Origin of the sequence: Eubacterium sp. AF16-48 (assembly GCF_003479405.1) — a bacterium.
GTDB classification, from domain to species: Bacteria; Bacillota; Clostridia; order Lachnospirales; family Lachnospiraceae; genus Eubacterium_G; species Eubacterium_G segne.
Genome location: NZ_QUHB01000005.1, coordinates 89213 through 110509, shown reverse-complemented (window position 1 = coordinate 110509; position 21297 = coordinate 89213). Strand labels below are relative to the sequence as shown.

Annotated in this window: 23 protein-coding genes and 1 tRNA gene; 19 read left to right on the top strand and 5 right to left on the bottom strand. The window is 36.6% G+C overall.

What is annotated here, in order from left to right:
* Nucleotides 1-7: 7 nt before the first annotated feature.
* From DWW68_RS07500 to DWW68_RS07465, 8 genes are all read left to right on the top strand, one after another.
* The gene (locus DWW68_RS07500) at nt 8-721 is read left to right on the top strand and encodes a 3'-5' exonuclease (protein WP_118589307.1); all 714 of its coding nucleotides are present in this window, start codon (nt 8-10) and stop codon (nt 719-721) included.
* Nucleotides 722-970: 249 nt separating this feature from the next.
* Nucleotides 971-2422: a VanW family protein gene (locus DWW68_RS07495; protein ID WP_158576832.1), complete on the top strand. Its 1452-nt coding sequence runs from the start codon at nt 971-973 to the stop codon at nt 2420-2422.
* A gap of 12 nt (nt 2423-2434) precedes the next feature.
* Nucleotides 2435-3403 (top strand): AIR synthase-related protein, encoded by a 969-nt coding sequence (locus DWW68_RS07490; RefSeq protein WP_118589247.1) that lies wholly within the window; start codon nt 2435-2437, stop codon nt 3401-3403.
* 41 nt (nt 3404-3444) lie between these two features.
* Nucleotides 3445-3927 (top strand): Lrp/AsnC family transcriptional regulator, encoded by a 483-nt coding sequence (locus DWW68_RS07485; RefSeq protein ID WP_118589248.1) that lies wholly within the window; start codon nt 3445-3447, stop codon nt 3925-3927.
* Entirely contained in the window at nt 3927-5093 is a 1167-nt protein-coding gene (locus DWW68_RS07480) for an aminotransferase class I/II-fold pyridoxal phosphate-dependent enzyme (RefSeq protein WP_118589249.1), read from the top strand. The genes DWW68_RS07485 and DWW68_RS07480 overlap by 1 nt, the downstream gene beginning before the upstream one ends.
* 49 nt (nt 5094-5142) lie before the next feature.
* Entirely contained in the window at nt 5143-5634 is a 492-nt protein-coding gene (gene trmL, locus DWW68_RS07475) for a tRNA (uridine(34)/cytosine(34)/5-carboxymethylaminomethyluridine(34)-2'-O)-methyltransferase TrmL (RefSeq protein ID WP_347497894.1), read from the top strand.
* Between the two features lie 40 nt (nt 5635-5674).
* Complete coding sequence (locus DWW68_RS07470) at nt 5675-7063, top strand: uracil-xanthine permease family protein (protein ID WP_118589251.1); 1389 nt, start codon at nt 5675-5677, stop codon at nt 7061-7063.
* 331 nt (nt 7064-7394) lie between these two features.
* Nucleotides 7395-7607, top strand: a complete 213-nt coding sequence (locus DWW68_RS07465; RefSeq protein WP_118589252.1) for a hypothetical protein — start codon at nt 7395-7397, stop codon at nt 7605-7607.
* Between the two features lie 110 nt (nt 7608-7717).
* Here DWW68_RS07465 and DWW68_RS07460 read toward each other — a convergent pair whose 3' ends face one another.
* A complete protein-coding gene (locus tag DWW68_RS07460; protein WP_118589253.1) occupies nt 7718-8368 on the bottom strand; it encodes a Crp/Fnr family transcriptional regulator in 651 nt (216 codons plus the stop codon).
* Nucleotides 8369-9139: 771 nt separating this feature from the next.
* Between DWW68_RS07460 and DWW68_RS07455 the strand changes: the two genes are divergently transcribed.
* From DWW68_RS07455 to DWW68_RS07415, 9 genes are all read left to right on the top strand, one after another.
* Nucleotides 9140-9676, top strand: coding sequence for a nitroreductase family protein (locus DWW68_RS07455; protein ID WP_118589254.1), 537 nt, complete (start codon nt 9140-9142; stop codon nt 9674-9676).
* A 57-nt stretch (nt 9677-9733) separates the two neighbouring features.
* Nucleotides 9734-11809 carry a formate C-acetyltransferase gene (pflB, locus tag DWW68_RS07450; protein ID WP_118589255.1) on the top strand — a complete coding sequence of 692 codons (2076 nt, stop codon included), beginning with the start codon at nt 9734-9736 and terminating at the stop codon, nt 11807-11809.
* 29 nt (nt 11810-11838) lie between these two features.
* Nucleotides 11839-12642, top strand: coding sequence for a pyruvate formate-lyase-activating protein (pflA, locus tag DWW68_RS07445; protein WP_021952199.1), 804 nt, complete (start codon nt 11839-11841; stop codon nt 12640-12642).
* Nucleotides 12617-12859, top strand: coding sequence for an autonomous glycyl radical cofactor GrcA3 (grcA3, locus tag DWW68_RS07440; protein ID WP_021952200.1), 243 nt, complete (start codon nt 12617-12619; stop codon nt 12857-12859). Before pflA ends, grcA3 begins: the two co-directional genes overlap by 26 nt.
* 155 nt (nt 12860-13014) lie before the next feature.
* Complete coding sequence (locus tag DWW68_RS07435; RefSeq protein ID WP_118589256.1) at nt 13015-14319, top strand: ATP-binding protein; 1305 nt, start codon at nt 13015-13017, stop codon at nt 14317-14319.
* Between the two features lie 13 nt (nt 14320-14332).
* Complete coding sequence (locus DWW68_RS07430; RefSeq protein WP_118589257.1) at nt 14333-15043, top strand: hypothetical protein; 711 nt, start codon at nt 14333-14335, stop codon at nt 15041-15043.
* Between the two features lie 29 nt (nt 15044-15072).
* Nucleotides 15073-15336 (top strand): PqqD family protein, encoded by a 264-nt coding sequence (locus tag DWW68_RS07425; protein ID WP_118589258.1) that lies wholly within the window; start codon nt 15073-15075, stop codon nt 15334-15336.
* A 17-nt stretch (nt 15337-15353) separates the two neighbouring features.
* Nucleotides 15354-15782: a S24/S26 family peptidase gene (locus DWW68_RS07420; protein ID WP_021952204.1), complete on the top strand. Its 429-nt coding sequence runs from the start codon at nt 15354-15356 to the stop codon at nt 15780-15782.
* Nucleotides 15783-15895: 113 nt separating this feature from the next.
* A tRNA-Gln gene (locus DWW68_RS07415) sits at nt 15896-15968 on the top strand.
* Between the two features lie 159 nt (nt 15969-16127).
* Here DWW68_RS07415 and DWW68_RS07410 read toward each other — a convergent pair.
* The 4 genes from DWW68_RS07410 to DWW68_RS13735 all read right to left on the bottom strand — a co-directional run bounded on the left by DWW68_RS07410 (nt 16128) and on the right by DWW68_RS13735 (nt 18831).
* Nucleotides 16128-17372, bottom strand: coding sequence for a 6-phosphofructokinase (locus DWW68_RS07410; RefSeq protein ID WP_118589259.1), 1245 nt, complete (start codon nt 17370-17372; stop codon nt 16128-16130).
* Nucleotides 17373-17576: 204 nt separating this feature from the next.
* On the bottom strand, nt 17577-18182 hold the full coding sequence (locus DWW68_RS07405; RefSeq protein WP_118589260.1) for a manganese catalase family protein: 606 nt from the start codon (nt 18180-18182) through the stop codon (nt 17577-17579).
* On the bottom strand, nt 18182-18442 hold the full coding sequence (locus DWW68_RS07400; protein WP_118589261.1) for a spore coat protein CotJB: 261 nt from the start codon (nt 18440-18442) through the stop codon (nt 18182-18184). The genes DWW68_RS07405 and DWW68_RS07400 overlap by 1 nt, the downstream gene beginning before the upstream one ends.
* Nucleotides 18439-18831: a spore coat associated protein CotJA gene (locus DWW68_RS13735; RefSeq protein WP_243053053.1), complete on the bottom strand. Its 393-nt coding sequence runs from the start codon at nt 18829-18831 to the stop codon at nt 18439-18441. Before DWW68_RS13735 ends, DWW68_RS07400 begins: the two co-directional genes overlap by 4 nt.
* Before the next feature lie 172 nt (nt 18832-19003).
* Here DWW68_RS13735 and DWW68_RS07390 point away from each other — a divergent pair, with 172 nt between their 5' ends.
* Both DWW68_RS07390 and fba read left to right on the top strand, forming a co-directional pair.
* Nucleotides 19004-20347 (top strand): family 16 glycosylhydrolase, encoded by a 1344-nt coding sequence (locus DWW68_RS07390; RefSeq protein WP_118589262.1) that lies wholly within the window; start codon nt 19004-19006, stop codon nt 20345-20347.
* Nucleotides 20348-20429: 82 nt separating this feature from the next.
* On the top strand, nt 20430-21296 hold the full coding sequence (fba, locus tag DWW68_RS07385) for a class II fructose-1,6-bisphosphate aldolase (protein WP_118589263.1): 867 nt from the start codon (nt 20430-20432) through the stop codon (nt 21294-21296).
* The last annotated feature ends 1 nt before the right edge of the window (nt 21297 follow it).

Below are 21297 nucleotides of genomic sequence, written 5' to 3'. Positions count from 1 at the left end.
TGAACTGATGATAAGAGATTATGTATGTGTGGATATAGAAACTACCGGAACTAACGTAGGATATTCAAAAATTTTGGAAATAGGTGCCGTCAAAGTGAGAAACGGCAAAAAAACTGATGTTTTTTCGGAGCTTATTAACCCTGAAATTCCGGTGCCGGGATATATTACTGACCTGACGGGAATAACCAATGATATGGTGTATGGCAAAAGAGGAATAGAGGAAATACTTCCTGAATTCATTGATTTTGCCGGGGACGACATTTTGTTAGGACATAATGTAAGATTTGATTACAGCTTTTTAAAACAGGGTGCCATTGACCTTAAACTGGATTTTGATAAAAAGGGAATGGATACGCTGAAAATTGCCAGAAAGGTTTTACCGGATTTAGAAAGCAGGGCTCTTGATTATCTTTGTACATATTATGGCATAAGGGATGAAAATCATCATCGTGCCTTTAATGATGCAGAGGTGACGGCAAAACTGTTTGAAATACTTATGGAGCAGTATGGGGAAAAATATCCGGAGATGTTTGAACCTTTTGATTTCAAGTTTAAGGTAAAAAAAATACAGCCTATAACGGACAAACAAAAGAAATATCTTACGGATTTAATGAAATATCATAACATACAGCCGGATTTTAATATTGATAGTCTTACAAAGAGTGAAGCATCTAAAAAAATAGACAAAATTATATCGGAAAAAGGCAAAATTTTATACTAGGAGAAAATAATCACTTGTGATATACTCATTAATTGTACAGGTAGGTGAATCTATAGAATAATAGTAAGTTTTGCGGTGAAATCTAAAAGGAGAAATTAAGATGGGATTTTTTAATAACAAAAGAAATCAGAGAATAATAGCTGGCACAATTGCAGTTCTTTTAGTGGCAGCTATGATAGTAACAACAGTTTTAAGTTTCTAGTATGTAGCAGAAGGCAGGTATTAATGGAAAACATTTCGGAGGGAAAAATGAAGTGGATTAAGCAATTAAGTTTATTGCTGATAACTTTAGTGTTATTAACAGGTTCGGTGCAGATATTTGCTGCTTCACAAAGCACGGAAGCTAAAGATGACGAAGTTATAAAAGAAGGTATCTTCATTGGCGATGTTAATGTTGGAAAATTAACATATAAGGAAGCCAAAAAGAAAATTCAGGATAGAGTTAAGGAACTCTCAGATGTTAAGGTAACTCTTAACGTAAACAAGAACACAATTGAAACAACTCTTAAGGAGTTAGGATATAAGTGGTCTAACAGTGAGGTTCTTGATGAAGCAGCAGGATTAGGTAAGTCCGGAAACGTTATAAAGAGATATAAGGACGAACTTGATTTAAAGAATAAGGGAATGAAGTACACTCTTAATATGGACTTTAAGAAAGAAAGTCTTAAAAAGAAGTTGAAAACAGAGTGTGACCCATATAACATAAAGGCGAAAAATGCATCCTTAGAGGCTACAGGTCATGGCTTTAAGATTATTCCTGAAAAGGAAGGATGTGTAGTTGACTATGATAAGTCAACAAATAATCTTTATGATTTTGTAATGAAAAAATGGGATAAAAAGTCTGACATTACGTTTGATACTGTAACACAGGTTTCAAAACCGGGGTATACAACAGAGGATTGCAAGAAGGTTTCTAACGAACCAATGGGCAGTTGGACTACATATTTTACAACCGGCGCTTCCTATGACAACAGAAACATGAACATTAAAAACGGTGCTGAAAAGTTAAACGGGAATGTTTTATATCCGGGAGAAAGCTTTTCATGTAATGAGCACCTTGTTCCATGGACTGAGGATAACGGATGGTATCCGGCAGGGACATATGTAGACGGTGGCGTCGCAGACAGCCTTGGAGGTGGAATCTGTCAGGTATCAAGTACATTGTATAATGCATTACTTAGGGCGGAAATAAAGGTAACTAAGCGTTTCTCCCATTCAATGGCAGTTTCATATGTTGATTTGGCAGCAGATGCGGCTTTGGCCGGAGACTACAAGGATTTGGTGTTTGAAAATGATACTGACGCACCTATATATATTCAGGGTGTATACAGTTCAAGTGGTTCCATAACCTTTAATATTTACGGACATGACACAAGGAAGGCAAGTCATTCGGTTAAATACGAAAGTGAATTAGTTAGCACTACGCCGATTAAGACAGAGGAAAGAAAGGATCCGACACAGCCTGCAGGATATACTGAAACCAAGTCAGGACATACAGGATATGTTGCAAAGCTTTGGAAAATAACATATGAAAACGGAAAGGAAGTAAGCAAGGAATTACTTCACACTAGTACATATGCCATGTCTCCTTCAGTTACCATAATTGGTACTAAGGGTGGCGACTCAAAGGCGTCGGATGAACCGGAGACAAAAAAGTCAACAGACAAAAAAAAGACGAAAACAAAGAAAAGTGATGAATAAAGGCGGTAAATTATGCAAATGGGAAAAGTTTCTGAAATAACGTATAAACGTTCAGTGAAGAAGAAACTGTCATCTGATTTGGAGGGAACAGCTTTAGGAGTTGATGCCGCAGAATTATTATTAGAAGACACTACGGTCGTGGTGTCTTCTAATTGTATATTGAAGTGGTTTTCAGGCTGTGAGGAATATTATCTTCAAAAGACCGTAAATATGTTATACGAAAAAGGTGGACATCCTGAGTATTTACAGTTAGAGATTAATATTCCTTTGGAATATGAGGAAAAAAAGTTAGGAAAAATCATTAAAAATTTTGATGATGCATCTAAGGCTAAGAATATAAATATTGCATACTGTAGAGTGTATAAAGGTGTAGTGGATGATGTTGTAGCTCACATAACAGTTTTGGGAAACAGAAATAATGATATTAAACTGATGGATAGAAGACTGGTAAAACCGGGAATGCAGGTAGTTATGGCAGGAACCATAGCAGTGGGAGGAACAGCAGTTATATCCTCACTTAAAAAGGATGAACTTCTTAAAAAATTCAATCCGGGCTTTGTGCAAAGGTGTGTTGAATTAAAAAAATATACAGATATTGAAAAAGTAATGAAAATCATTCCGAAAAATGATACAATAACTTTACATGCGGTTTCGGATGGGGGAGTTTTTTCGGCATTATGGGAATTAGCATCTTCAGCAGATATTGGCATTGAAGCTTATATTAAAAAAATACCTGTTATGCAGGAGACAATTGAGGTGGCGGAACTTTTCGGATATAACCCATATATGTTAGACGGAACAGGAGCACTTCTTATAATATGCAATGAAGGTGAAAACATCGTGCAGGAACTTAATGCCAATGGAATAACTGCCGAAATTATTGGACAGTTAACAGACGGAAAAGACAGGGTTGTAATAAATAAAGAAGAGCGAAGATATTTAGAACCATCACGGGGTGATGAAATTTATAAGTATCTGTAAATTAATTTATAAAAATATATGATTTATGGAGAGGAGAATATATGAGGGAAGAAATATTAAGATTAATAGAAAAAAACAGTAAAATTGATATTCATGAAATTGCAGTTTTGTTAGGTGTCAGCGAAGGAGAAGTGGCAAATGAAATTGCAGATATGGAAAAGGAAAAAGTTATTTGCGGTTATTACACTTTAATTGACTGGGAAAAAACCAGTGATGAAAGAGTTACTGCCCTTATTGAAGTAAAGGCTACGCCACAAAGAGGCAGCGGATTTGATGAAACAGCAGAGAGAATCTACAAATATGATGAGGTAAAGGCAGTTTACCTTATGTCAGGGGGATTTGACTTTACTGTTATAGTAGAAGAAAAGACCATGAAGGAAATTGCACAGTTTGTGTCCAGCAAACTTTCAACCCTTGATGCCATTCTTAATACGGCAACACATTTTGTCCTTAAAAAATATAAGGATTATGGAATGGTTTTAAATGAAAAAGAAAAAGATGAAAGGATGTTGGTGACACTGTAATGAGAGATCCGTTGTCAAATACAGTAAAAGAGATTAAGCCATCAGGTATTAGAAAGTTTTTTGATGTTGTCAGCGAAATGAAGGATGCCATATCCTTAGGAGTTGGAGAACCGGATTTTGATACACCATGGCATATAAGAGAAGAGGGAATATACAGTCTTGAAAAGGGACGTACATTTTACACATCTAATGCGGGACTTAAGGAACTCCGTGTAGAGATTTGTAATTATCTGCAAAGAAGATTAGGACTTGAGTATTATTTTAATGATGAAATCATAGTAACTGTAGGTGGAAGCGAGGCAATAGATTTGGCTATAAGGGCAATGATAGATCCCGGTGATGAGGTTCTTGTGCCACAGCCAAGTTTTGTTTCATATATTCCATGTGTTCAATTGGCATATGGAAAGCCGGTACCTATTGAATTAAAAGAAGAAAATAATTTTAAGCTTACTAAGGATGAGATTTTGGAAAAAATCACGGATAAAACTAAGCTACTTGTTTTACCTTTCCCAAATAATCCTACAGGTGCAACGTTAGACAGGAAAGACTTAGAGGAAATTGCAGAGGTATGTATTGATAAAGATATTTTTGTGCTTTCAGATGAAATATATTCAGAACTTACATATAACGGCGAACATGTTTCCATAGCGTGTATACCGGGAATGAGGGAAAGAACGGTGCTGATTAATGGCTTTTCAAAGGCTTATGCCATGACAGGCTGGAGATTAGGATATGCTGCAGCGCCTGCAGTAATTATGAAGCAAATGATAAAAATTCATCAGTTTGCCATTATGTCTGCACCTACTACCAGTCAGTATGCGGCAATTGAAGCAATGAAAAATGGTGACGAGGACGTAAAGCGTATGTGCGAGTCCTATAACCAGAGAAGAAGATTTGTGCTACATAGATTTAAAGAAATGGGGCTTGACTGTTTTGAGCCGTTTGGGGCATTTTATGCCTTCCCAAGCATAAAGAAATTCGGGATGACTTCCGATGAATTTGCTACAAGACTTCTTAAGGAAGAAAAGGTGGCTGTAGTTCCGGGAATTGCTTTCGGAGACTGTGGTGAGGGCTTTTTAAGAATTTCCTATGCATATTCCTTGGAAGATTTAAAGGAAGCACTAGGCAGATTGGAAAAATTTGTAATAAGAATTTCAGCTGAATAAACATACAGACATAATTGTTAAAGATTAATAAGGAAAAGAGGCTAAAATAATGAATGTTGTTTTGTTAGAACCGGAAATTCCACAGAATACGGGAAATATAGGAAGAACATGTTGTGCTACAGGTACAAAACTGCATCTTATAGAACCAATGGGATTCCGCATAAACGAAAAGTCACTTAAACGTGCAGGAATGGATTACTGGGAAAATTTAGATGTTACAATATATGACAGCTATAATGATTTTCTAGAACAAAATCCTAATGCAAAAATGTGGTATGCTACAACTAAAGCACCAAAGCGTTATACGGACGTGGAGTTTGGGACGGATGATTATATAATGTTTGGGAAGGAAAGCGCAGGTATACCTGAAGAAATATTAGTAGATAATAAAGAGGGATGTATAAGGATACCTATGAATCCGGATATACGTTCTCTTAATCTTGCAAATTCAGTGTCGATTGTGCTGTATGAGGCACTGAGACAAAACGATTTTGCAGGTATGCAGATGGAGGGAGAGCTACATAGACTAAAGTGGATGTAGTTTACCATATATATCAAAAGAAAAGAGGGAGGATTTGACGATGTCAAACGAAAAAACAAACATCGGTGTTGAACCGGTGTATGATGCCAAGAAACTTGGAAACGGAAGAATGTTACTTTTAGGTTTCCAGCATATGTTTGCCATGTTTGGAGCTACTGTTTTAGTTCCTATCCTTACAGGACTTAACATGCAGACAACATTGCTTATGGCAGGACTTGGAACTTTATTATTCCACGTATTTACAAAACTTAAGGTACCGGCATTCCTTGGTTCATCCTTTGCATTTTTAGGTGGTTATTCAGCTGTAACAGGTGCAAATAAAGCCTACGGAGTTGATACTCCGGCAGATATGCTTCCATATGCATGTCTCGGTGTTACATTTGCCGGGTTATTGTATCTGGTACTGGCTCTTGTCATTAAGTTAGTAGGCGTAAAACGAGTAATGAAATTCTTCCCACCGGTAGTAACAGGACCAATTATTATTGCCATCGGATTATGTCTTGCACCATCAGCGTTAAACAATTGCGCAACATGCTGGCCACTTGCCATAATTGCCCTTGCAATTGTTATTTTCTTCAATATCTGGGGAAAGGGAATGACAAAGATTGTTCCTATATTGTTAGGTGTTGTAGGTTCATACATTATTGCACTTATCCTTGGTAATGCAGCAGGATTAAGCTGGATTTCACCGGTCGACACAAAGGCAATTGCCGATGCAGCATGGTTTGGATGGCCAATTCATGTAAAACAGACAGTTTTCGGTGGAGTTGATTTTGGAAATACAGCAGCAATTATTTTTGCAATCACTACAATGATGCCTATTGCCATTGCTACAATGATGGAACATATTGGTGATATATGTGCAATTGGAGCTACATGTGAAGAAGACTTCATTAATGAACCGGGATTGCACAGAACATTAATGGGTGATGGACTTGCTACATCATTATCAGCATTATTTGGTGGACCTGCTAATACAACATATGGTGAAAACACGGGTGTTCTTGCTCTTTCAAGAGTATATGATCCAAGAGTGGTAAGAATAGCAGCATATCTTGCAATTCTTTTCTCATTCTCACCTAAATTCGCAGCTATTATTTCAGCTATGCCGGCAGGAATCGTTGGTGGTATTTCATTTATGCTTTATGGAATGATTTCAGCAATCGGTGTTAGAAACATGGTTGAAGCTCAGGTTGACTTTAAGAAGAGCAGAAATGTAATTGTTGCAGCTGTTATAGTTGTATGTGCCCTTGGTATTAAGTTTAGCTCAGGAATGGGTGCCGATGTATTAAGCGGCATTGACGGAGCAGTAGCATTAAATGTAGGAAGTGTTACAATCAGCCTTTCAGGTCTTGCTATTGCAGCTTTAGTTGGAATTATATTAAATGCAATATTCCCTGACAAAGATGAGGTTAAAGGAATACAATAAATATAAATGTTTAACAACCCTTGTAGGGACAATATTTAATAACAAAAAATAGGATTCAACTTATTCCGTAAAAAAAATACGGAATAAGTTGAATTTTTTTGACGTTTATGTAAAATCTATTGAATTTATAATGGTAAAGAAATATAGTAACAAGCGTAATGGAGTAGCTACAGTGTCAGCATCCATAAGCGGACTCACGGTGGTCGGAGCCGGGTACTTTGGATTGATTACTACGCGAATTGGTGTAAAATAGTTCTAGAGGTATTATAATCAATTTAATATGGGTTGGCATATTTACTGTAAGTAAGCAATAAACATGAGGAGGAAAATCATGATAGAAATAATCAATAAGTACGGTGTATATGGTAAGTATATATTTTTAATATGCATGATTATCTGCATAATATTTTTTCTAAAGAAAAAAGGTATTATGTCAGAAAATAAATTTAAGCCTTTATCGACAATAATGATTTTAGGAATAATACTATTTGTAGGAGTTGGAATTACAGTTATAACGATTGCAACAATGAAGTTTATGGAATAGCTCTTAATACAGAAATAATACTGATGAAAGCTATGTGAAATACTTCGACTGTGCAACAGTAAAAAAGGCATCTGTCAGCAATGGCAGTTGCCTTTTTGTATTTTATGTAGTTATTTAAATCTGTTTATTGTTACTTCTCTTTTCTCAATATAAATAAGACCTTCGTCTTTCATTTTGCCAAGTTCCCTGCTCATGGCACTTCTATCAATGGAAAGATAGTCAGCCAGAGAACTCATGGTAAATGGTATGGTAAAGGTGTTACTATTATTTTTTGAAGAGAGGGTTTCAAAATAGGTCATTAGTTTATCCCTTATTGAACGCTGGCTTACGGCTTCAAGATGTTCACAAATATCTTTTGTTTTATCTGAAACCATCATTAATATATTGCTTACAAGCTGGCTGTGATGCTGACATGATTTAATGCATCTTTTGACAATATGCTGATAATCGATGTATCTAATGGTACATTTTTTTGATGCTTCAAGAGTTATATTTTCGCGGTTGGCATGATAATAAAACATCTGACCAAACAAGTCCCCGGGTTTTAAATGCTCTAAAATGGTTTGGGAACCGTTGGAAAGACTATGTATTATGCAGGCTTCTCCTTCCTCCACAATTCCAATACCGGCATCCGGCTCATCAAAAAAGCAGATAACCTTACCGGCGGAATAGCTTCTTGTGTAAGAATTAAAACATTTCAGCATTTCTGACTGTTCCGATTCTTTTATTCCATAAAATAAATCATGCTTTGTAGTGTTCATATAAACCCTCCCGATGTATATAATGATATACGAATTGCTTCATTGCTTCGCAATTTTCGCAATTCTGCAAATTTGTTTCCCTGTAGTGTAATAATGATATACGAATTGCTGCGTTGCTTCGCAACTTTCGCAATTCTGCAAATCTGTTTCCCTGTAGTATATAATGATATACGAATTGCTGCGTTGCTTCGCAACTTTCGCAATTCTGCAAATCTGTTTCCCTGTAGTATATAATGATATACGAATTGCTGCGTTGCTTCGCAACTTTCGCAATTCTGCAAATCTGTTTCCCTGTAGTATATATAATGATATACGAATTGCTGCGTTGCTTCGCAACTTTCGCAATTCTCCCCACATTCGGAATCCGCGAATTTTTCTTTCAGAAAAATTGCTACTTCCTCATGTGGGGGCGGAACACCAAAACACTAGTTTTTTTCTGCAAGCAGAAAAAACTGTATTTTGTGTTCCTTGTATATCATTATAGCTCTATTTGTTGCATTTGCAACAGAAAAATGTAATATATGGTATTACAATTTAAAATGTAAAGGGAAATACATTCCATTGATGGGTTTTCACCTTGTATAGTGAAAAAATGAGTGTTTCTACATAATAAAATATTTCTTTATCACCGTTGCAAAAAAAAAGATAAAGTGTTATATTATTCACAGTTAGTGAAAATGACGTTTTATGCGTGGTAGTGCGTCTTTTGACGAACATTCATATTGCAGAATTTCATAACTGAATTAATTATTATTTTATGGAGGTGCTATTATGGATGCGATTACATGCATAAAAACAAGAAGAAGCATCAGAAAGTTTAAGAGCGATAAGGTTTCCCCGGAAATCATAAAAGACATTGTACTTACTGCTTCATATGCTCCGTCTTGGAAGAACACTCAGACTACCCGCTATATTGCCATAACAGATCCGGAGATTAAAGATAGAATCTCAAAGGAATGCTGTGGGGCACACAATCAGGAAATTATTGATGGTGCACCTATGTTGGTAGCCACAATTATTGTGGACAAGCGTTCAGGATTTGAAAGGGATGGTAGTTATACCACTTCCCGGGAAGACAATTGGCAGGCCTTTGACAATGGAGTGGCAACCCAGACATTTTGTCTGGCAGCGCATGAAAAAGGTTTAGGAACAGTTATCATGGGAATGTATGACATTGACAAGGCAGCAGAAATCTTAGATGTGCCTGAAGGACAGCTTCTTATGGCTTTGATTGCCATAGGGTATCCAGATGAGGATCCGGCGGTTCCTAAGAAAAAGACAGTCGAAGATTTACTAAAGTTTAGTTAGGTCATTCACTAAATATATTTTTAAGCTTTACATTTATTTTTAGGAGGAAAGACAGAGATGAGAGAAGAATGGACAGGTTTTAACAATGGCGCTTGGGCAAAAGAAGTCAACGTTAGAGATTTCATCCAGAAAAACTACACACCATATGATGGTGATGAGAGTTTCTTAGCAGGACCTACACAGAACACAACAGATTTATGGAACCAGGTGCTTGACCTTCAGAAGAAGGAAAGAGAAGCAGGCGGTGTTCTTGATATGGACACAAAGGTTGTTCAGACAATTACATCACATGGAGCAGGCTACTTAAATAAGGATAAGGAAACAATCGTTGGTTTCCAGACAGATAAGCCTTTCAAGAGAGGTTTACAGGTAAACGGTGGTATCCGTATGGCTATGAAGGCTTGTAGCGACAACGGATATGAAGTTGATCCTGAAGTAGTAGATTTCTACACAAACTACAGAAAGACACATAACGCAGGTGTATTTGACGCTTACACACCTGAAATCAGAACATGTAGAACAAACCACATCGTAACAGGTCTTCCTGATGCTTACGGACGTGGACGTATCATTGGTGACTACAGAAGAGTTGCATTATACGGTGTTGATACACTTATCATAGATAAGGAAGCTCAGAAGGCAGCTACACCTACAGAAATGAGACCTGAAGTTATCCGTGATAGAGAAGAATATTCAGAACAGATTAGAGCTCTTAAGGAATTAAAGGAATTAGGAAAGATTTACGGATTTGATATTTCAAGACCGGCTAAGAACGTACAGGAAGCTATTCAGTGGATGTACTTAGGATACTTAGCAGCTGTTAAGGAACAGAACGGTGCTGCAATGTCACTTGGACGTACATCTACATTTATTGATATTTATGCTCAGAGAGACTTAGCAAACGGAACATTTACAGAAGAGCAGATTCAGGAATTCGTTGATCACTTCATTATGAAGTTAAGATGCGTTAAGTTCGCAAGAACACCTGAATACAACCAGATTTTCGCTGGTGACCCTGTTTGGGTAACAGAATCACTTGGTGGTGTTGGTATTGACGGACGTCACATGGTTACAAAGACAACATTCAGATATCTTCATACATTAGAGAACCTTGGTGCAGCTCCAGAGCCAAACCTTACAGTTCTTTGGTCAACAAGATTACCTGAAGCATTTAAGAGATACTGTGCTAAGCTTTCAATCGAATACTCATCAATGCAGTATGAGAACGATGACCTTATGAGAGTATACAATGGTGATGACTACGGAATCGCTTGTTGTGTATCTTCAATGAGAATCGGTAAAGAAATGCAGTTCTTCGGAGCTAGAGCAAACCTTGCTAAATGTCTTCTTTACGCTATTAACGGTGGTGTTGATGAAAAGACAAAGGTACAGGTAGGACCTAAGTACAGACCAATCACATCAGAATATCTTGATTATGATGAGGTTATGGAAAGATATGAAGATATGATGAAATGGTTAGCAGGAGTATATGTAAATGCTCTTAACATCATTCATTATATGCATGATAAATATTCATACGAAAGAATCCAGATGGCATTACATGATGCACACGTTAAGAGATGGTTCGCAACAGGTGTTGCAGGACTTTCAGTAGTAGCTGACTCACTTTCAGCTATTAAGTATGCTAAGGTTAAAGCTATCAGAGACGAAGACGGAATTGTTGTTGATTATGAGACAGAGGGAGAGTTCCCTAAGTATGGTAACGATGATGACAGAGTTGACAGCCTTGCAGTAATGATCGTTGACAAGTTTATGGGTTACTTAAGACAGCACTTCACATACAGAGAAAGTATTCCTACACAGTCAATTCTTACTATTACATCAAACGTAACATATGGTAAGAACACAGGTAACACACCTGACGGAAGAAAGACAGGTGAGCCTTTCGCACCAGGTGCTAACCCACTTCATGGTAGAGATACTCACGGTGCAGTTTCATCACTTGCATCAGTAGCTAAGATTCCATTTGAAAATGCAAGAGATGGTATCTCAGATACATTTACAGTTATTCCTGACGCACTTGGAAAAGACTGTGAAGTATTTACAGGTGACCTTGATGCTGACGAACTTGGAATTGACATTGACGAGCTTATTAAATTACAGCAGTCATAATTAGAAATTAGAGAGAAGGAAAGATTAGGATGTCGACTGGAATTATTCATTCAACTGAAAGCTGTGGTACTGTAGATGGTCCTGGTGTAAGGTTCGTAATATTTTTTAAGGGATGTCCGATGAGATGTGCATATTGTCATAACCCGGATACCTGGACTATGGCCGGAGGAACGGAAATGACTGTTCAGGAACTCCTTGAGGAATATGATAAGAAAGCACCGTTCTATAAGACCGGAGGAATCACTGCCACTGGTGGAGAACCAATGGTTCAAATAGATTTCCTTACAGAACTGTTCACAGCAGCTCACAATAGAGGTATTAATACTTGTCTGGATACATCAGGTGTAACTTTTAGACCTGATGATCCGGAGTATTTGAAGAAAACTGATAAATTACTTGAAGTAACTGATTTAGTTATGCTGGATATTAAACATATTGATCCAATAGAACACATGAAGTTATGCAAGCAGCCAAATGATAATATTTTGGCATTTGCCAGGTATCTTAACAAAAAAGGTATAAAGATGTGGATAAGACACGTGGTTGTGCCTCACATAACATTAAATAAAGAGTATCTTTACAAATTAGGACTTTTTATTGGCAAGTTAGAGATGGTAAAAGCGCTGGACATTCTTCCGTATCATGATATGGCAAAGCCTAAATATGCTGAGCTTGGTATAGATTATCCGTTAAAGGATATTCAGCCGGCCACGAAAGAGATGGCAATAGCAGCAAAAAAGATTGTGTTGCAGGGATTTAAGGAATCCAGAATCGAGTTATTAAAAGAAAAAACAGGAGGTAATAAAGATGGCAGCAAGTGCAAAACAGATTGACAATTTAGTTTCATTAATAGATGGATATGCAGAGGAAGGCGGATATCATCTTAACGTTAACGTATTAGTAAGAGATACATTACTTGACGCTCAGAAGCACCCTGAAAAATATCCACAGCTTACAATTCGTGTATCAGGATATGCTGTAAACTTCATCAAGTTAACAAAAGAACAGCAGGATGATGTTATTCACAGAACATTCCACGCTAATCTGTAAGACGAAATTAACGGATATTGTTAATTCTTAATTTAAATATATAAATTAAAAGGCAACCACTATTGGTGTAACAACCATTAGTGGTTGCTTTTGTAACAAAAACTCATATTTAATGTACATAAAATATGAAATAATTAATGGTCAGGAGAAAGAACATGCATAACATAGTATCAAAGTTATTAATATATGGTGATATGCCTAAAGATTCTATATTAATGGAATTAAGCAGTATAATAAGAGAATTTAAAGGTGAAAATTATAAAAAAGACGAGATTATCACGAGAATTTATCATCAGGTAAAGAGAATATTGGAAGTATCAACAGATTACGGTTTTGATAGAAATTTATGGCATAATTATCTTACATATCTTCTGATTACAAATGAAAATCCATTTAGTCTTACATGCGAGAAAGTTGGGGCAAATGATGGTAGTGTAAACTATTTTGCCAAAAATGACTTTAAACAGTTTATGAAATTGTTTGATTATGATTTTAAACCAATGGAGGAAGAATTAGGAATAGATTGTTTTGAAAGGCTCCAGAATTATAAGGCAATTGGTAAGACTGAATTAATGTACAACAAAAATGTAAGCGAAAAGGTACAGAGTTTGAGCTTAAAGCTGGAAAATGCAAAGGATGAAAATGAATTCTTTGATTATGTTACTGAATTTTATAAGCAATATGGCGTAGGAATGTTTGGACTTAATAAAGCCTTCAGAATTAAGGATGGAGACGGTCCTTTAGAATTTCACGCAATTAATAATATGGACAAGGTAGTTTTAGATGATCTTGTTGGATATGAGATACAGAAGAAGAAATTGGTGGACAATACAGAAGCCTTTGTTCAGGGAAGAAAGGCAAATAACTGTCTTCTTTTTGGCGATAGCGGTACAGGAAAATCTACAAGTATTAAGGCGATAGTCAATGAATATTACGAGCAGGGACTTAGAATGATAGAAATATACAAGCATCAGTTTAAGGATCTTTCTAACGTAATAGCAGCTATTAAAAACAGAAATTATAAATTTATTATATATATGGATGATTTGTCATTTGAAGATTTTGAAATAGAGTATAAGTTTTTAAAGGCAGTTATTGAAGGCGGCGTGGAAACAAAGCCGGAAAACATATTAATTTATGCTACATCCAACAGACGTCATTTGATAAAGGAAACATGGAATGACAGAAGTGATGTTCAGGTTGAAAACGGTATGCATAAGTCAGATACAATGGAAGAGAAACTTTCATTGGTACATAGATTTGGTGTTACAATTAACTATTCTAAACCAACGCAAAAAGAGTATTTTGAAATTGCCGTTGAATTGTGTAGAAGACTGGGTGTTAAATTGTCTGATGATGAAATAAAGGCAGAGGCAAACAAATGGGAGCTTAGCCATGGTGGAATATCAGGAAGAACAGCTCAACAGTTTGCTAATTATTTAGCGGGACAGCAATTATAAAATGGAGAATAATATGAACGTATACAAATTCGCAGAGGTGCCGGTGGGTATCGAGTTTAGGGGGAAATACTTTGAAAAGAAGAGCAAGGAGTATTTAGCTGATGGTGAAACGCCAAAATTTTGTATTTCAGTTAATTTGCAGGATTTGATGTATGAGCAGGAACATGCAGAAGATAATACAAGATATCCTCAGGATTATTTGGAGTACATTGCCATATATAGAAAGTTTTGCGAAAAAGTTTTAGATTATGGGGTGGTGTTATGCCATGGAAGTGTGGTAGAATATAAAGGCAACGCGTATATGTTTACGGCACCAAGTGGAACCGGTAAGTCCACCCATGCAAGACTTTGGCGGGAAAATTTTGGCGAAGACGTTATTATGATAAATGATGACAAGCCACTTTTGAAGTTTAAAGAGGATGGAGTGTATGCTTATGGAACACCCTGGGATGGAAAACATTGCCTTTCTACTAACAGGTGTGCAAAACTTGCAGGAATATGTTTTTTGTATCAGGCAGAAACGAACCATATTGAAAGGATAGGTGCGGACAAATCTGTTGAATTGTTAATGAACCAGATATACAGACCTCAGGATGCTAAGGCTATCTTAAAAACCTTAGACTATGGAGATATGTTATTAAAAGAAGTTCCAATGTATTCCATGGGATGTAACATTTCAAAAGAGGCTGCACAAATGGCATATGATGCCATGAAAAATGAATAAGCAAATATACAATAATATGGAGGAAGACAATGAAAATAAAAGAAGGATTTGTGTTAAGAAACATGGGAGGACAGGCTGTAGTTGTTTCAATTGGTTCCGCCAGTAAAGTATTTAACGGTATGGTTAAATTAAATGAAACCGGTGAATATCTTTGGGGAAAAATTTCTGATGGAGCAAGTAGAAATGATTTAATAAATTCACTTTTGGAAAAATATGATGTAGATATTGAATTAGCAACAAAGGATGTTGATAATTTTATTACTTCATTAAAGACTCCCGGAATTATAGAATAAATTATTTGAGAGGTATTATGGAAAAGACCACAATAGAAAATGCTATTAAAGAGAATGGGTTTTATCTTTCAACCATTGTAGGTGATAGCATGATGCCACTTTTAAGAAACAGAAGGGATACCGTTAAGATTATTCCTGTTAGTGGCAGATTGAAAAAATATGATTTACCATTATACAAAAGACCTGACGGAAAATATGTGCTTCACAGAATAGTTAAGGTAAAAAAAGACCATTATGTTATAAGTGGTGACAATAGGGGATGGAGGGAAAAAGTTCCCTTTGACTGGATAATAGGAGTTACGGATTTGATTTACAGGGATCAAAAGGAAATTACTGCTGACAACCGGGAATATGTGGCATATGTGAAGAAAACCTGCAGAAAATACTGGATTCGCAGAGTTAAGCATATTATTAAAAAATGCAAATTATGTATAAAAAACAGGTAAATGGCAATATTTATATTGGAAAAGGTGAAAAAACAGAAAATACCTTAAAATAATTAAAAAAACACTTGCAATATAAAATGGGGTGTGATAGAATATTCTCTGTCGCAAGACGATGGCCCATCGCCAAATGGTAAGGCACTGGACTCTGACTCCAGCATTTTCAAGGTTCGAATCCTTGTGGGCCAGCTAAACAGTATCGGTTTCCGGTACTGTTTTTTTGTTGCATACAATAGCATCTGGAATTAAAATCTTGAAAAAATACTATGGTGATATATAGATATTATTGGGAAAATATCACTGTAATAAAAAGGAGTAGAAAGCAATATCCTACTCCTTTAAACATATTTATTCACCTATTTTATTTGGAAATAAATGCGAAATATCCAGATAATCAGGAATACCACGCTGGTATTTTACAACAGGCTCACCTAAAATCAACGGATATACATAATCAATAAACTCCTGGGTAACATCATTGCCCATATCATTAATCCATTCCCTTGGTACATGTTTTACAAGACCTGCAACATTTTTAACATCAGTATCTCCCATATCTACGGAATATGGAGAATTTGATTTCCTGATGGCAGTAACCATAACAGCAGTCTTACCTTGAAGTGCAACTTCAACAGCATGCCTGCCAAGACGAAACGCCTCACCAATGTCGGTAATTGAGGACATATGAGCTGCACATCTTTGGAGAATGTTGATTTCCACGGAACGAACTTTTACCTGAATATTTTGCTTGATAATATATTCAAGGCATTTTCCCGTACCACTAAGCTGACTATGACCGAATGTATCCTCCACGGCAGAAGTAGCACTTATATATTGTCCCTTTGCATTCTTTATTCCCTCGGATACTGCAATAACAACATTATTATATCTGTCCATTGCAGTACGAACATCTTTGATAAACTGCTTTTCGTCAAAAGCGACCTCTGGAAGGTAAATAAGATGCGGTGCAAAATTGTACTTATTTCTTGCTAAAACTGAAGCCCCTGTAAGCCATCCGGCATCACGTCCCATTATTTCCACAATAGTTACACTGTTAATAGGATAAATTGAGGTATCATGACCGATTTCCAAAAGAGTAGACGCCACATATTTTGCCGCAGAACCATATCCCGGGGTGTGGTCGGTAATACATAAATCATTGTCAATTGTTTTTGGAATTCCAATAATCTTTATGTCCCTGTCAATAGCTTTGGCATAGGTGCTAAGCTTGTCCACCGTATCCATTGAATCATTTCCACCAATATAGAAAAAGGCATCAATGTCATACTGTTCAAATTTGTTAAAAATGTAGGCATATGGCGCATCATCTTCTGAGTAATCAGGAAGCTGATAACGGCATGAACCTAAATACATGGAAGGCGATTTTTTTAAAAGCTCAATAAACATAGGGGTGTCTTCAAATTTTTGGGACAAGTCCATTAGCCTCCCGTTTAAAAGCCCCTGAACTCCGTTTAAAGAACCATATATTTTGTCAAATTGTTTGCTATCAATAGCCCCTTGTATAACACCGGCAAGACTGGCATTAATGGCTACGGTAGGCCCGCCTGACTGGGCAACTAGACAATTCTTCATAATTTCTCCTCTCGCTGTAAAAATTTTTAAATTTAAAAAATGAATATACGTACAGTATACCCCAGATTAGAGTAAAAACCAACAGAGAATTTGTAATGGAAATCCGGAAATCAAGTGTATATTATTTTAACGGAATTTATAACAATTATGTAATCATCCGGCAGACATTCAAGTTTTTAATTGAAAATCTGCCCGGATTTTAAATTAGCAGTTTTTTACGCAGGAGCTTGGATTGAAAGCATAGAAATTCTTTTTATCCAAATCTTCGTTAATAAGTCTTAAAGCTTCACCGAAACGCTGGAAATGAACAATTTCCCGTTTACGCAGGAATCGTATTGGATCTGCTACTTTGTTATCTTTTACAAGACTTAAAATGTTATCGTAAGTCTTTCTGGCTTTCTGTTCCGCAGCCATATCCTCCACTAAGTCTGCAATAGGGTCACCGGAAGACTGAAATTCAGTAGCTGTAAAAGGAACTCCGCTTGCCGCCTGTGGCCACACTCCTAAAGTATGGTCAACATAGTATTTCTCAAAGCCTGCCACATCTACTTCATCACATGGAAGATCTTTAACCAACTGGGAAACTATGGTTCCGACGATTTCGAGGTGTGACATTTCTTCAGTTGCGATATCGTTCAACAATCCGGCAACACGGGAATTTTTCATGGCATATTTTTGAGACATATAACGCATGGCAGCACTAGCTTCGCCATCGGGTCCACCATACTGGCTTATAATCACCTGTGCCATTTTAGGATTCCTGCATTTAATATTTACCGGGTACTGGAGTCTTTTTTCATAAACATACATTAGCAATTACCTCCTTCCCAAGGCATAGGACCTTTATTCCACTCCCAATAATCGCAATTATCGGTTTCATAAAATCTTAGCGGCCCAAATCTCTTAGTATACTCATCCCATGCCTCCTGGCGCACCTTCTCCATCTTCTGATGGAACGCAATAGCTTCAGTGCAATTGGGATGAGTGTCTAAAAACAATCGGGTATCATCCATGGCAAAGCTTGCCTGAGTAATAATTTTCATTAAATCTTCTTTGCACATGTTTTTCATTTTTTACCACACCTCCCAATATAAGGTTTATCCATATCTTCAAAAATGGTGCCTTTTTCCAGTCCTTCTTCTATACAGTAAATATTTCTCCAAATCTGCCACGGAACATATGACATAGCAGGAACCATGGAATCTACAGGTTCATTGCCGCGGTCGCAACCTTCATTCCTTTTACATCCACATTCATGTGTGGAATTATCAGAATCACGGTGGGACGGAGGCATCTGCCTGTTACCGGCATTGAAGCTACGATTCATACCACAACTGGTGCCATTATGCATTGTATTCATGTTGCAGTTCATATTGCGGGTATTTCCACACCTTGAGTTTAAACAGCCACGACTGTTTATAGGGGAATTTCCCATATTGTTATTCATATTACAAGCCATTTAACATACCTTTTCCTTTATGATTTACATTATTAATGTATGCTAAAAAAAACGTATGGTTCTGAATATATTTGCTATAAAAAATGCACCAATTAAAAAAAAGACACCTTTATAGCAGTGACATTTTTTTATAAACTTAACATAAGTGGTAAAATATTTTAAAGGAGGAAATATGGGAAAAATAGCAGAAAGGATATTTATGATAACATTAATAGGCACATTGTTAGGTTTTGGTGTTAAAAATATTAATGCAGCTACAAAATCCACACAGTACAAAATGGTTTGGAGCGACGAATTTAACGGCACAAAACTTAATTTAAAAAATTGGACTTATGATATAGGAAATGGTGGCGCAAATTTCGGCTGGGGAAACAATGAACTGGAGTATTATACGGACAGGAAAGATAATGTAAAGGTGGAAAACGGTTCCCTTGTTATAACAGCCAGAGCGGATAATTATAAAGGTCCGGGAATGAAAAAGGCTACAAAGTATACATCAGGAAGAATTAAAACATCAAATTTGCAGTCCTTTAAATATGGAAAAATTGAGGCACGTATGAAAGTGCCGGCAGTTACAGGAATGTGGCCGGCATTTTGGATGTTGGGATACAATGACAAAGGCTGGCCGTACTGCGGAGAAATAGATATTCTTGAAACATGGAACAGCTATCAGTTTGCTCAGGGCACAATTCACTGGGAAAATGAAAAAGACAGACCGGGAAGAGATACTTATGAGGCTTCCAGCACTAAAAATTTCAAGGATAAAACAGCATGGCATACATATGGTCTTATCTGGACTCCGAAACAAATGCAATGGACGGTAGACGGAAAGGTTTACAAAACATTTAGCTTAAAAGAAAGCCACAAATCAGAATTAAAAAAGCCGTTTTACATTATTCTTAATTTGGCAGTGGGAGGCAATTTACCTTATTTCCCACCGGAAGACGATTTTGTATCTGAAAAAATGATGGTTGATTATGTGAGAGTTTATCAGAGAAAATGTGATAACGGTTCATATGACGGTGTATGGGAAGAATCTGAAAAAAGCAGCGTACCGGTTTATTCAGTGAAGTTTAGTAACATTACCAAGGTGGTAAATCAGCAAAAGGTATTAGCAGGGGAAACAATAATTCTGCCAAATGTTAAACGTAAGGGATACAAATTTTTAGGTTGGTATAATGGAGATAAAAAATTAACTGAATCAACAATGATAAAGTCAGATATAACTGCCAAAGCTAAATGGCAGAAAATCTCAGTTAAGCAGACAAAAATCACTTCAACTAAGCAGATTTACAGAAAAATGGCGACAGTTAAGTACAAAGTAAAGGGTAAGGTTGACGGCTATCAGATAAAAGTAGGCAAAAAAACAAAATATTCAGAATCTAAAATCGTAACTTTTGGAAAATTTGTTTCCGGGAAAACTTACAAGGTAAAAGTACGTGCCTATTCCATTGATTCAAGGGGTAAGAAAATTTTCGGAAAATGGAGTAAAACCGCAAAAATTACCATAAAATAGTATTGGCATTTTAAGTAAAATGGAGTATACTAATTACGGTTGTTTAGAATATAACAATTAATGAATTTTATGGAGGTACATTATGTTAGTATCAGCTAAGGAAATGTTGGAAAAGGCAAAAGCAGGACATTATGCTGTTGGACAGTTCAACATCAACAATCTTGAATGGACAAAGTCAATCCTTTTAACAGCACAGGAATTAAAGAGCCCGGTTATTTTAGGAGTATCAGAAGGTGCCGGAAAGTATATGACAGGATTTAAAACAGTAGCAGCTATGGTAAAGGCTATGGATGAAGAATTGGGAATCACTGTTCCTGTAGCACTTCACTTAGATCATGGAACATATGAAGGATGCTATAAGTGTATTAAAGCTGGATTCACATCAATTATGTTTGATGGTTCACATTATCCTATCGAAGAAAATATTGCAAAGACTAAGGAATTAGTTTCAGTAGCACATAACATGGACATGTCAATTGAAGCAGAAGTTGGTTCAATTGGTGGTGAGGAAGATGGCGTTATCGGAAGAGGCGAGTGCGCAGATCCTGACGAATGTAAGGCAGTAGCAGATCTTGGTGTAGATATGCTTGCAGCAGGTATTGGTAACATCCATGGAAAATATCCTGCAAACTGGGAAGGACTTAGCTTTGAAACATTAGATGCTATTCAGCAGAAGACAGGAGTTATGCCATTAGTTCTTCACGGTGGTACAGGTATTCCTGAAGATATGATTAAGAAGGCTATTGACCTTGGCGTATCAAAGATTAACGTTAATACAGAATGTCAGTTATCATTTGCTGACGCAACAAGAAAATACATTGAAGCCGGAAAGGACTTAGAAGGAAAGGGATTTGACCCTAGAAAACTTCTTGCTCCTGGTGCTGAAGCTATTAAGGCTACAGTAAAAGAAAAGATGGAACTTTTCGGTTCAGTTGGAAAAGCTGAATAAT